The sequence below is a fragment of the Enterobacter sp. MGH119 genome, from assembly GCF_001037675.1.
Taxonomy (GTDB): domain Bacteria; phylum Pseudomonadota; class Gammaproteobacteria; order Enterobacterales; family Enterobacteriaceae; genus Enterobacter; species Enterobacter hormaechei_C.
The window spans coordinates 278,768-291,423 of record NZ_KQ089930.1; the positions used below are offsets into that span (position 1 = coordinate 278,768).

Genomic DNA, 12,656 nt, shown 5'->3' on the forward strand with positions numbered 1-12,656 from the left:
GATTTGCGTAGCTTAACCTCTTTTACGTCGCCAGGCAGGTGCGCTCTGTGGCTTCGGAGGCGTCTCCTGAAGCTGCATCACGACACTTGCGAACTCTTTCATCACCCTACGATATACATCGCGCTTAAATGACACGACCTGACGAACCGGATACCAGTAGCTTACCCAGCGCCAGCCATCAAACTCTGGCGTGCTGCTGGTTTGCATATTGATATCTGAATCGTTGCCCACCAACTGCAAAAGAAACCACTTCTGTTTCTGGCCGATACAAACCGGCTTTGTGTCCCAACGCACCAAACGTTTCGGTAACTTGTAACGCAACCAGTTGCGGGTCGAAGCCAGAATACGAACATCTTTTCGGCTTAAACCAACCTCTTCAAACAGCTCCCGGTACATCGCTTGTTCTGGGGACTCTCCAGGATTGATCCCGCCTTGCGGGAACTGCCAGGAGTGCTGACCATATCGCCGGGCCCACATCACCTGGCCCTGACGATTACAAATTACTATTCCTACGTTTGGGCGGTAGCCATCGTCATCAATCACCGGACTACCCCAAACTAAATCTGATATATGAATGATTGTTTCACACTACAGGGAGGCGGTAAACCACTCTCTTACAGGCCTGCAACCTAATAACATTTGAATAACTCACAATTTAGTGAGGAGTTATAAACAGATGCGGGCGACAGAGACCATTTTTATTCACCTTTTCTGTGGATATAGTTGTGAAGAAGTGCGGAATTACCGATGAACAACCTTTTAACCCGACGAAACGCCAATTTACCCTGCCAATAATAAATCATTTAAATTCATAATATTATATTGGAATTAAGGGCGCCAGAGGCGATTAACGTGACGATCGTCACATCAAAGATCCTCCTGCTGATGAAAGATCGAACAGCGTCGGTTTTATCCACAGATTGTGCCAATAAGTTAGGCACAATTTGTGTGAAAATTCGATTTTCATCGCACGTCAAGGCTGTAAATTGAAACAGTAGTGGCAGTTATTCCCAGTTATCCCATTTTTCTGTGGATAACATGGTGTAAGATCCTGTTTATTGTCAGTGACCAGAATTGCACAACCTGTTTTTTAGCCGCGGCGCGACGGGCTATAGTCTAAAAAAGATGAAATAAATCATACGCATGGGATATTCACTCAGAAAAAGGTAAACTCTGTCCACAAGGGATAAAATATCAGCTCATTTTTTAATCAAAAGGTTGTTAGTATGCATTCTCTCGCCCCACTGCTCTCCCCTCCCGTCAGTGAAGCCCAGTTGCTCCAGCAGGCGCAACGTCTGGCAGGCTATTCACTGGGCGAGCTGGCCGTGATGGCGGGGTTGACGATACCCAACGATCTAAAGCGTGATAAGGGCTGGATCGGCGTGTTGCTGGAACGCTGGCTGGGCGCAAGCGCGGGCAGTAAACCTGAACAAGATTTTGCGGCGCTGGGGGTGGAACTGAAGACGATCCCCATCGATAGCCAGGGGCGGCCGCTGGAAACCACCTTTGTCTGCGTTGCGCCGCTCACGGGTAACAGCGGAGTGACCTGGGAAACCAGCCACGTCAGGCATAAGCTGAAGCGGGTGTTGTGGGTACCCGTTGAGGGCGACAGGCAGATCCCGCTGGCAGAGCGTCGCGTTGGCGCCCCGCTGCTCTGGAGTCCGAATGATGAAGAGGAGAGACTGCTTTCCCAGGACTGGGAAGAGCTGATGGACATGATTGTGCTGGGACAGGTTGAGCGGATCACCGCCCGGCATGGCGAAGTGCTGCAACTTCGTCCTAAAGCCGCCAATAGCAAAGCGCTCACTGAAGCGGTAGGCGCACAGGGCGAACCGATCCTCACGCTGCCGCGCGGTTTCTATCTTAAAAAGAATTTCACCGGGGCACTGCTGGCACGCCACTTCCTGTTGAAAACATAGTTTTTTACTAATTTTGCGCTCCGGCTAACATAATCTCCTCCTTTTTAAGATTTCCCCCCTTTCACCTGTCGTAATATCAGGTTATTACTACACTATGATTTGATACGAGCCAGGTGAGGATGAGAACGATGAAAAAATGGGCAGTAATTATCTCAGCAGTCGGTTTAGCGTTTGCGGTATCGGGTTGTAGCAGCGACTATGTCATGTCAACGAAAGATGGTCGTATGATCCTGACCGATGGCAAACCCGAAGTCGACGACGATACCGGTCTGGTGAGTTACCGCGATCGCGAAGGCAATCAAATGCAGATTAATCGCGACGAAGTCTCCCAGATCATCGAGCGTTAAACAGATAAAGGTCAGTAGCTTGCTGGCCTTTTTGATTTTTTCCTTCCCCTTTTGCCTTCCCTCTGCCATGTTTATATTCCTTTGTCGGGAGGTTCCTGACGCAGTCTGTATGTCAAAAAAAGGAAACCGGCTATGCATTATCATCGTATCCCCCACAGCGTTCTGGAGATCAGCCAACTGGGGTTGGGCACCATGACATTTGGTGAACAAAACAGCGAAGCCGATGCCCATGCACAACTCGATTACGCCGTCAGCCAGGGCATTAACCTGATTGACGTGGCGGAGATGTACCCCGTTCCTCCCCGCCCGGAAACACAAGGTCTTACTGAAACGTATGTCGGCAACTGGCTGGCGAAACGCGGCAATCGCGAAAAGCTGGTCATCGCCTCCAAAGTCAGCGGACCTTCCCGTAATAACGATGCCGGGATCCGCCCTAATCAGATCCTCGATCGCAAGAATATCCGTGCGGCGCTGGATGCAAGCCTCAAGCGCCTGCAAACCGACTATCTCGATCTTTATCAGGTGCACTGGCCGCAGCGTCCGACGAACTGCTTCGGTAAGCTTGGCTACACCTGGAACGAAAGTGCTCCGGCCGTTACCCTGCTGGAAACGCTGGAAGCGCTCACGGAGTGCCAGCGGGCGGGTAAGATCCGCTACATCGGCGTTTCCAACGAGACGGCGTTTGGCGTGATGCGCTATCTGCATCTGGCCGATAAACACGATCTGCCGCGCATCGTGACCATTCAGAACCCGTACAGCCTGCTGAACCGCAGTTATGAAGTGGGTCTGGCGGAGGTGACGCAGTACGAAGAGGTGGAGCTGCTCGCCTACTCCTGTCTGGGCTTCGGTACCCTGACGGGCAAATACCTGAACGGCGCGAAACCGGCTGGCGCGCGTAACACGCTTTTCAGCCGCTTCACCCGCTATAGCGGCGAGCAGACGCAAAAAGCCGTTGCGGCCTACGTGGATATCGCGAAACGCCACGGACTCGATCCGGCGCAGATGGCGCTGGCCTTCGTGCGTCGTCAGCCATTTGTGGCGAGTACCCTGCTCGGCGCAACGACGATGGATCAGTTGAAAACCAATATTGAGAGTTTCAATCTGAACCTGAGTGAAGAGGTATTAGCGGAGATAGAAGCGGTGCATCAGGTTTATACCTACCCGGCACCGTAATAAAAGCAAAACGGCAACGCACGTTGCCGTTTTTAGGGTTTTCACCCTCTCTCTGTGGGAGAGGGCCGGGGTGAGGGCATCAGGCAGCACAATTCAACGACGACGCTGCCAGACCCACAGCCCGCTAATCGCCAGCGCGAACAGCGCGCCGAATCCTACCCCGATTGCCACGACCGGCGCACCTGCTTTTACCGCCAGCGAGTAAATCCCCAGCATCAGCAACATCGCCATGTTTTCACCAAGGTTTTGCACCGCAATGGCGTTACCCGCCCCAACGGTCTGCTTGCCGCGCTCCTGCAACAGCGCGTTTAGCGGCACCACAAAGAAACCGCCTAACATGCCGATCAGCAACAGCAGGGCATAGGCAGGCAATATGGCATGTTGCAGGGAGAAGAACAGAACGCCGACGCCAATCAGGATCCCCGCAGACATGCAGCGCGCGACGGTTTCCAGCGTCACCAGTTTTGCCGCAGCCCCGGCCCCGACAACAATCCCGACGGCGACCATGGCATTCAGATAAGTCGGCGTGGCGTTGTCAGTAATGCCCAGCGCCACCGGCACCCACAGCACCAGCAGGAAACGCAGCGTAACGCCGGCCCCCCAGAACATGCTGGTGCCCATCAGCGAGAAGCGTGTTTCACCGTTACGCCACAGTACGCGGCAGGCGTTGAAGAAGCTGCCGGTCATGGGCCCGAAGCGCCAGGATTGCCCCGGACGCGCCACGGCCAGTTTGGGGATAAACAGGTTGGCGATCACCGCGCCACCGTACATCAGGGCGCAGATGCCAAGCGCGGCGAGCACATGCCAGTCTGCCAGTACGCCACCCGCCACCGAACCCAGCAGAATAGCCGCAATGGTGGAGGACTCCATCAGGCCGTTGGCCTTCACCAGCTTATCACCGGTGGTGAGCTCACCCAGAATACCGTACTTCGCCGGGGAGTAGGCTGCCGCACCAATGCCCACCAGTGTGTAGCCGACAAACGGGTTGATACCAAAGCAGATACTTGCCGCGCCCAGAAGCTTAAGGCTGTTGGCAAACATCATGACACGACCTTTCGGGAAGCTGTCCGCCACCTGGCCGACAAACGGCGCAAATACGATGTAAGCACCCACAAACACCATCTGTAGGATCGGCTGGCTCCAGTCGGGATAAAACTCAGCTTTCAGCAATGCCAGCGTGGCAAACAGCAACGCGTTATCGCCGAACGCGGAAAGAAACTGGGCGGCGATAACCGCCATCATGCCTTTCGACCAGATTGAAGTGTTAGTGTGCACTGACTCACGCATTTTGCTGTTCTGCCTCTTCAACCATGCCCTTCAGGGTCACGAAATCGGGTTTACCGCTGCCCAGCACCGGTAACTGTTTGAGGTAACGAATATCGCGGGGGACCGCCAGCTCGGGGATACCGTGTTCGCGTGCATACCTGAGCAGCGCGTCACGCTTCAGTTCACCGTCTGTCGTGAAGAGCACCAGCGCCTCGCCTTTACTGGCATCACTTTTCACCACGGTCGCATGCATTTTCTCTGCTGAGACTGCGGTCGCCAGCGTCTCGACCATTTCAAGAGAGACCATTTCCCCGGCGATTTTGGCGAAGCGTTTTGCGCGTCCCTGGATCTGCACGAAGCCCTGATCGTCGAAGCGCACGATATCGCCCGTGTCGTACCAGCCCGTTTCAACCTCGCCATTGACGTTCTCAGCCGTCGGCGCCTCAAGCACCCCCGGGTTTTCCACACGCAAATAGCCGTTCATGACGTTCGGCCCTTTCAGCTGAAGACGTCCGCCGTCTTCAATACCCGGCACCGCCAGCAGACGCGCGTCCAGCCCCGGCAGAATGCGGCCAACCGTTCCGGGTTTTGCCGCCATCGGAACGTTGATGGAGACCACCGGCGCGCACTCCGTCACGCCATAGCCTTCCAGAATGCGCAGGCCAAACTTGTCCTGCCAGATTTGGCGCGTGCTGTCCTGGAGTTTTTCCGCCCCCGCCACCACGTAGCGCACGCGGAAGAAATCATACGGGTTGGCGAAGCGCGCGTAGTTTCCGAGGAAGGTGGACGTCCCGAACAGCACCGTGCAGTTACGGTCATAAACCAGTTCCGGCACAATGCGGTAGTGCAGCGGGCTTGGGTAGAGGAACACCTCGGCACCGGTCAGCAGCGGCGTAAAGAGCCCCACGGTCAGACCAAATGAGTGGAACAGCGGCAGCGCCGACATAAAGCGATCGTTGGCGGTAAAGTCAGCAATGGTTTTAATCTGTTCGACGTTCGCCAGAATGCTTTTGTGACTGTGAACCACACCTTTCGGGTTGCCTTCAGAGCCGGAGGTAAAGAGGATAATGGCATCATCCTCCGGCTGCTGCTTAACCTGCGCCAGACGCGGCATCAGCAGGTGCGCGAAAATCCACAGCTTGTCGGCGGTCGTGACGTCTGCTTTCAGATCTTCCAGGAACACCCAGCGCACCTGCGTCAGCTGTTCCGGCAGGTGCCACAGCTTGCCTTTATCCAGGAACTGGCGGGAGGTAAAGACGGTGTTGATTTGCGCCGCGGTAATCGCGCTGGAGAGCCCTTTCACGCCCGCCGTGTAGTTCATCATCGCCGGAATGCGGCCCCGGGAGACGGCACCAAAGATCACCGCCGCGCTGATACCCGCGTTTGGCAGCATCAGGCCGATCTTTTCACCCTGTTTGCTGTATTTTTCCAGGATACGCCCGACAAACAGCGTTTTGGTCAACAGCTTACGGTAGGTATCCGGCGTAAAGTTGATGTCTTCAATGCAGTTTTTCTTCGCACCGTAGCGATACTGGGCCGACAGCAACGATTCATACAGCGTCTCGCGCGGGCGAACGGCCATGCGCGCTTCCATCATAATCTGGTGCAGCATTTCCCCGGCGATTTTACGGCGGTCGCGCGCACGCGGCGCCTCGGGCATCGGCAGTGACGTCGGCGGTAATATATGCAGCGTAATTTTCGGGAACAGACGCTGCTTCACCAGCCCTTTCAGACGACTGAAAAAGGTCAGCTCAGCCCCGTCGATGCGTAGCGGCACGACGGTGGCCTGAGACTTCGCCGCGACAAAACCGGCCCCATCGTAAATTTTCATCAGGGAGCCCGTCACTGAAATCCGCCCTTCCGGGAAGATAACCACCGGACGCCCCTGCCCAATCAGACGCACCAGATGTTTAATCATCATCGGTTTGGTTGGATCGAGCGGGACAAAATCAATCAGCGGTTTGAGCCAGCGCATGTACCATTTTTCACTGATGGAGCTGTACACCGCGAAGACGGGCCGCACGGGCAAAAACAGCGCCAGCAATACGCCATCAAGAAAAGAGACGTGATTCGGTGTGATAAGAACACGCTCGCCATAGAGTGCCTGCGTATCGCCAGTCACGCGGATGCGAAACAGGACACGAAACAGTGTGCGGAAGAACCCAAAAAGCATTTCAACTCCCTTTGCCAGCCAGTGTGAAAGGTATAAATGGTGGCAGATTACACGAGAAGTAGTGAGGGAGCGATAGCAAAAACAGAGGCGAAAAAAAACCTGCGCATCCGCGCAGGTTGGTGCAAGAGAAGAGTACGAAAACGTACCAGGAATTCTCACCAATCAATACCTCTGGGATCTTGATTGTGGCCTCCGGCGACAGGCTTCGCCAGCGGGAAAACGCAAGGGAATGAGCCGAAGTGCAACCAGGTGTGAATATTCTCTTTTGCTGTTACAGGTTGAACTTACAGGCAAAAAAAAACCTGCGTAAAACGCAGGTTGGTGTAAATCGTGTTAATCAACCGAAGTTGATTCCACCTATCAATACCTCTGGGATCTCGACTCTAGCAATTCATAACGCATCGTTGCTAACGGACAATCGCAACAGCCTGAGGCAAAGTGTAACTAAAGGTTCAGATTACCATTATTCAGACATGACTGGCCGTGTAACGATTACACCGCGAGGGATGTTCTGCTTCACGTTTGCAGAGGACGCTCACCCGCTCCCCTTGAATGCGCGCCGCTTTTCCGCAACACTAGTTAGTGTGTAAACGCTTACCCCTATAAGAAGGTATTGAATGGCGACAATTAAGGATGTGGCTCGTCTGGCCGGTGTTTCCGTCGCGACCGTCTCCCGCGTAATCAACAACTCCCCTAAAGCGAGTGATGCATCGCGCCAGGCCGTGCAGGACGCCATGGAAAACCTGAATTATCACCCTAACGCCAACGCGCGCGCCCTTGCCCAGCAGTCGACAGAAACCATCGGGCTGGTGGTCGGGGATGTATCCGATCCGTTTTTCGGTGCGATGGTCAAAGCCGTAGAACAAGTCTCTTATCACACCGGAAATTTCCTGCTGATTGGTAATGGCTACCACAATGAACAGAAAGAGCGCCAGGCCATTGAGCAGCTGATCCGTCATCGCTGTGCGGCACTGGTGGTCCATGCCAAAATGATCCCCGACGCCGAGCTGATCCATCTGATGAAACAGATGCCGGGGATGGTGATTATCAACCGTATTATTCCCGGTTTTGAAACCCGCTGCGTGGCGCTCGACGACCGTTACGGCGCATGGCTCGCAACCCGTCACCTGATCCAGCAGGGCCATACCCGAATTGGTTATCTGTGCTCCAACCACCCAATTTCCGATGCGGAAGATCGCCTTCAGGGCTATTACGACGCGCTGCGCGAAGCCGGTCTGCCCTGCAACGATCGTCTTGTGGCGTACGGAGAACCGGATGAGAGTGGCGGCGAGCAGGCGATGACCGAGCTGCTGGGACGCGGGCGGAATTTCACCGCCGTGGCCAGCTATAACGACTCCATGGCCGCCGGCGCAATGGGCGTGCTGAATGATAACGGGATCGACGTCCCGGCAGAAATTTCGCTGATTGGCTTTGATGATGTGCTGGTGTCGCGCTACGTGCGCCCTCGCCTGACAACCGTGCGCTACCCGATTGTAACCATGGCAACGCAGGCGGCAGAACTGGCGTTAGCGCTGGCCGAGCATCGCCCGCCGCCGGAAATTACTCACCTGTTCAGCCCAACCTTAGTGCGCCGTCACTCGGTGGTATCGCCCGCGGAAGCCGTGAGCGAACAGCGATAGAGATGGACGGTTTTATCCGGGTATTCCAGCGCATCGCCGATGTAGTGCCAGCCGTAACGTTCGTAGAAGTCGCGACAGGCAGACCAGAGATGAAGCTCGTGATACCCGGCGCGTCGCGCGTAGCCGATAACATGCTGCTGAAGTTTTCCCGCCAGCCCGTTTCCCCGGGCGGCTTCATCGACATACAGCGCAGCCAGCCAGGGGTGGAGATCCTGTCGGGAAATTAAATCGCAACGCCACAGCCCAACGGTGCCCAGCAGCTGGTCATCCTCAACGGCAATAAAGGTGAGCGGTAACTCGCCCGGCGTCAGGCTGTGCTCGACAATGCTCTGGAAAAAGGCACGCGGCATACCTTCACCAAACGCGTACCAGATCCAGTCGATCACCTGCTGTGTAAACTGCGGCGCAGCGTGAAGCGGCAGTATATTCACACCAGCTTCCCCTGGAAAAGAGGAACCGATTCGAAAAGGTAGCCGTCGAAATCGGGTGCGTCTTCGTCTGACAGCTCAAGCAGGCTCTTTTTGACGTTTTCAAGATGCTGGAACATCGCCTGCCACGCCCCCATCACGTCGCGGCGGCGGAGCGCAGCGAGAATGGTTTGCCTGTCGCCGAGCCATTTCAGCCGCCATGCGCGGCTGGCGATGTGGCCGTTGAATTGCTGCCACAGTGGGCTGCTGTCCATGTGATGCCAGACGCTTTCAACGGTCGCCAGCAGCATCTGGTTTTGTGTGGCCCCCGCCAGTACCAGGTGGAACATTTTGTTGTTGTCCTGGCTGCGATCGTCGGCGGCAATCGCCCGTTGCTCCTGCTCGATGATGCGGCGCAGGTTGTCGATATCCGCCCGCGTCGCCATTTTTGCGGCAAAGGCGGCAATGTTGCTTTCAAGCAACTGACGCGCCTGGAGAATTTCAAACGGCCCCACGTCACTGTTCAGAAAACGCTCTTCCTCGTTTTCATGCTCCTCCGGAATGCGCATCACGTACACGCCAGACCCCTGGCGAATATCCACCGTCCCCTGAAGCTCAAGCATCAGCAGCGCCTCGCGCACAATAGTGCGGCTCACGCCATACGTCTCGGCGATGTTGCGCTCCGGCGGCAGACGCGATCCCACGGGATAATGCCCCTGGATAATCTGCGCCCGTAAATCCTCGCCAATCTCCTGGTACTGTTTTTTTTCCGGCAGGATGACAGCCTTATCCACGTTTTCACCTGTGTTTTTCAGTTAATGCGCGGGCCGGACGTCCTCCCGGCCAGTTTGTGCGCTATTTTACCAGAAGGCTTACTTCCATTCATCGTCAACACTGAGCGTCAGCACACGCTCATCGCGCAGCTGGCGGAACCAGGACGCCGATTTCTTTGCCCGCCGTGCGCGATGGTTTTCAAGGTCGATCTCAATAAGCCCGTAGCGGTTTTTGAACGCGTTCATCGGCGAGACATTGTCGGTGAAGGCCCACAGCATATAACCGTGACAGTTTGCCCCCGCCTCCCGCGCCAGCAGCGTGTAGTAGAGATGTTCGCTGATAAACGCGATGCGGTACGCGTCATCGATAATGCCGTCGCGATTGCGAAACTGCGCTTCGTTCTCCACACCCATCCCGCTTTCCGCTACAAACCAGTCAATGTTGCGATAGTCGTTTTTAATCCGCATCGCCATGTCGTAAATAATGCGCGGGAAGATCTCCCAGCCGCGGGAGGTGTTCATCCTCCGCCCCGGCAGCTCGAACGGCTCGTAGTAATACGCCGGGTGGAACGGCGTCTCCGGGTGCCAGGCGCGGGACGGGGCTTTGACGCGATGCGGGTAATAGAGGTTAATGCCCAGCTCGTCGACGGTGTTGTCGGCAATCAGCGCCAGCTCGTCAGCCGTGTAGTCCCACTGCACCTGATGCTGCGCCAGCAGGGTAAAGAGCGCCTGCGGATAGCGCCCGTGCACCAGTGGGCCGAGAAAGACGCGGTTGTAGAACAGATCGTACATCTCTGCCGCTCGCACGTCATGCGGTGCGCGCGAGCGTGGATAGGTCACTTCCGGGTTAAGAATACAACCCACTGAGCCGTCATACCCTTTCTCGCGAAACAGCTTCACCACTTTCGCCGTCGCCAGCACTTTATGGTGGTTCCACTGCATCCAGGTGCTGGTGTTCTGCTCATAGGGCCAGCGCAGTGCGTCAAGGTAGACGCGCGTCTGGACCACAATCGGCTCGTTGAAGGTAAACCAGCGGGTGACTTTGCCGTGAAAGCGCTCAAACACTTTTTCCGCATAGCGAACGAACAGCTCGACGACGTGCTTCGACGCCCAGCCGCCGTAGGTTTCCAGCAGCACGCCCGGCAATTCGTAGTGTTCCAGGCAGATCATCGGCTCAATGCCCTGACGGTGCATTTCATCGAACAGCGCGTCGTAATAGGCGGCGTACTCTTCATCTACGGTGGCGTTTTCATAGTCGGTCAAAAAGCGCGACCAGTTGATCGAGGTGCGATAGTGCGTCAGGCCCGCCTGCTTCATCAGCGCCACGTCTTCACGGAAGCGATTAATAAAGTCGGTTGCCACCGCCGGGCCATAGCCGTTGTGCCAGACGTGACGATCGTTCTTGTACCAGAGATCGATCCACGAATCCTGCCCTGGCTTTTTGCCGCTCCAGCCCTCGGTCTGCCAGGCCGATGCCGCCGCGCCCAGCATAAAATCCTGCGGTATAGTTATCTGTTTTATGCTCATCCGGTCCTCATGCGTTATCGGTGGCTTGTTGCAGCGCGGCCTGCTCTGCGCGGCGTGAGGCAATTTTCACAAACGGCAGATAGATAATCACCGCGGTCACGATGCAGATAAACTGGGTGATCACCGCCCCCATGGAGCCCGCGGTTGACAGCCAGGCGTTGATCAGCGGCGGCGTGGTCCAGGGCACCATCACCACGGCTTTCCCGGCAAATCCGGTCACGGTGGCAAAGTAGCCAATCGAGCCCGTCACCAGCGGCGTGATGATGAACGGGATAGCCAGGATCGGGTTGAGCATGATTGGCATCCCGAAGATCACCGGCTCGTTGATATTAAAAATACCCGGGCCGATGGAGAGCTTAGCGATCTCCTTCATCTCTTTACGTTTGGTGGCAATCATGACGGCGATCAGCAGGCCGATGGTCAGGCCGGAGCCGCCGATGCTCATATAGACGTCCCAGAACGGCATGGTGATGATGTTTGGCACCTCTTTGCCCTGCTCGAACGCGCTCATGTTAACGGTGATTGCCCCCAGCAACAGCGGCTCGCGGATCGGCTTGATCATCTGGTTGCCGTGAATACCAATCACCCAGAACAGCTGGGCGACAAACATCAGCAGCAGGATCCCCGGCAGGCTTTGCACCACGCGCTCCAGCGGCTGTTGCACCACCTGGTAAACCGCGTCGTAGAGATACATGCCGGTAATCTGATGAAACACGAAGCCAAAGGTGGCGATGGCGGTGGTGGTGATAATGGCCGGGATCAGCGCAGAGAACGACGCGGCGACGTTCGGCGGCACCGTGTCCGGCATCCTGATTTTCAGCCCCTTGCGGTTTTCCAGCCAGCAGTAAATCTCCACTGACAGGATGGCGATAAACATGCCGAGGAACAGGCTGCGGGTATCGGAGAACTGGCGCAGCAGCACGTCTTTCACCACGTGCATCTCGCCGTCCACCAGCATTTCCACCGTGGTTGGCGTCACACAGATAAAGCAGATCACCGCCAGCAGGCCGGGGAACAGGGACTTAATGCCGTTAATACGCCCCAGCTCAATGCCGATTAAAAACACCGCACCGATGTTGAGAAAGTTAAGCGTGGCATAGTTGAGCGCGCTGGTGATCGGCTTTAACGCCGCCAGAAACGACAGCGACTGAAAGCTCGCCAGGCCGTTTTTCGGATCCAGCACCATATTGGAGATCAGTACCGAGAACGCCCCCACAATGATGACCGGCATTAAGGTAATAAACGCAGACTTGATCGCCTGGATATAGCGATAGCTGTTGAAGGTGGTGGCAAAACTGCCCAGAGCGTCGATCAGTTTTTCCTGAAATGCCATAGGGTAATACCTCAGTAAAAGGGCTTTTATTGAATAAGATGGACAGCCGGATACTATTGGTATGCCAAAAATAGCGCCCACAGGCGCTTTGTTCTGTG

At 55.7% G+C, this 12,656-nt stretch carries 11 protein-coding genes; 4 read left to right on the forward strand and 7 right to left on the reverse strand.

Annotated features, from left to right (window positions below; translation table 11 throughout):
* Positions 1-12: 12 nt before the first annotated feature.
* Positions 13-543, reverse strand: a complete 531-nt coding sequence (gene rppH / locus SK53_RS12675) for an RNA pyrophosphohydrolase (RefSeq protein ID WP_003862791.1) — start codon at positions 541-543, stop codon at positions 13-15.
* A 683-nt stretch (positions 544-1,226) separates the two neighbouring features.
* Between rppH and mutH the strand changes: the two genes are divergently transcribed.
* The 3 genes from mutH (at position 1,227) to SK53_RS12690 (ending at position 3,439) form a co-directional block, all read left to right on the forward strand.
* Entirely contained in the window at positions 1,227-1,919 is a 693-nt protein-coding gene (mutH, locus tag SK53_RS12680) for a DNA mismatch repair endonuclease MutH (RefSeq protein WP_003862792.1), read from the forward strand.
* Positions 1,920-2,047: 128 nt separating this feature from the next.
* Positions 2,048-2,266 (forward strand): YgdI/YgdR family lipoprotein, encoded by a 219-nt coding sequence (locus SK53_RS12685; RefSeq protein WP_003862794.1) that lies wholly within the window; start codon positions 2,048-2,050, stop codon positions 2,264-2,266.
* 132 nt (positions 2,267-2,398) lie between these two features.
* Positions 2,399-3,439, forward strand: coding sequence for an NADP(H)-dependent aldo-keto reductase (locus SK53_RS12690; RefSeq protein ID WP_048209552.1), 1,041 nt, complete (start codon positions 2,399-2,401; stop codon positions 3,437-3,439).
* 93 nt (positions 3,440-3,532) lie between these two features.
* Here the strand turns inward: SK53_RS12690 and lplT are convergent, their stop codons facing one another.
* Together lplT and aas are read right to left on the reverse strand one after the other, a co-directional pair.
* Positions 3,533-4,726 (reverse strand): lysophospholipid transporter LplT, encoded by a 1,194-nt coding sequence (gene lplT / locus SK53_RS12695; protein ID WP_048209554.1) that lies wholly within the window; start codon positions 4,724-4,726, stop codon positions 3,533-3,535.
* Positions 4,719-6,878 (reverse strand): bifunctional acyl-ACP--phospholipid O-acyltransferase/long-chain-fatty-acid--ACP ligase, encoded by a 2,160-nt coding sequence (gene aas / locus SK53_RS12700; protein ID WP_023314771.1) that lies wholly within the window; start codon positions 6,876-6,878, stop codon positions 4,719-4,721. Before aas ends, lplT begins: the two co-directional genes overlap by 8 nt.
* A gap of 617 nt (positions 6,879-7,495) precedes the next feature.
* On the opposite strand from aas, the gene galR reads away from it, so the two are divergent.
* Positions 7,496-8,518, forward strand: a complete 1,023-nt coding sequence (galR, locus tag SK53_RS12705; RefSeq protein ID WP_003862806.1) for an HTH-type transcriptional regulator GalR — start codon at positions 7,496-7,498, stop codon at positions 8,516-8,518.
* Here galR and SK53_RS12710 read toward each other — a convergent pair.
* From SK53_RS12710 to SK53_RS12725, 4 genes are all read right to left on the reverse strand, one after another.
* A complete protein-coding gene (locus SK53_RS12710) occupies positions 8,473-8,949 on the reverse strand; it encodes a GNAT family N-acetyltransferase (protein ID WP_003862808.1) in 477 nt (158 codons plus the stop codon). The two genes, galR and SK53_RS12710, sit on opposite strands and share 46 nt — an antisense overlap.
* Entirely contained in the window at positions 8,946-9,719 is a 774-nt protein-coding gene (locus tag SK53_RS12715) for a GntR family transcriptional regulator (RefSeq protein WP_003862809.1), read from the reverse strand. The genes SK53_RS12710 and SK53_RS12715 overlap by 4 nt, the downstream gene beginning before the upstream one ends.
* A 78-nt stretch (positions 9,720-9,797) precedes the next feature.
* Positions 9,798-11,225: a glycoside hydrolase family 1 protein gene (locus SK53_RS12720; protein ID WP_048209556.1), complete on the reverse strand. Its 1,428-nt coding sequence runs from the start codon at positions 11,223-11,225 to the stop codon at positions 9,798-9,800.
* A 7-nt stretch (positions 11,226-11,232) separates the two neighbouring features.
* Positions 11,233-12,558, reverse strand: a complete 1,326-nt coding sequence (locus tag SK53_RS12725) for a PTS sugar transporter subunit IIC (protein ID WP_003862812.1) — start codon at positions 12,556-12,558, stop codon at positions 11,233-11,235.
* Between the last annotated feature and the right edge of the window lie 98 nt (positions 12,559-12,656).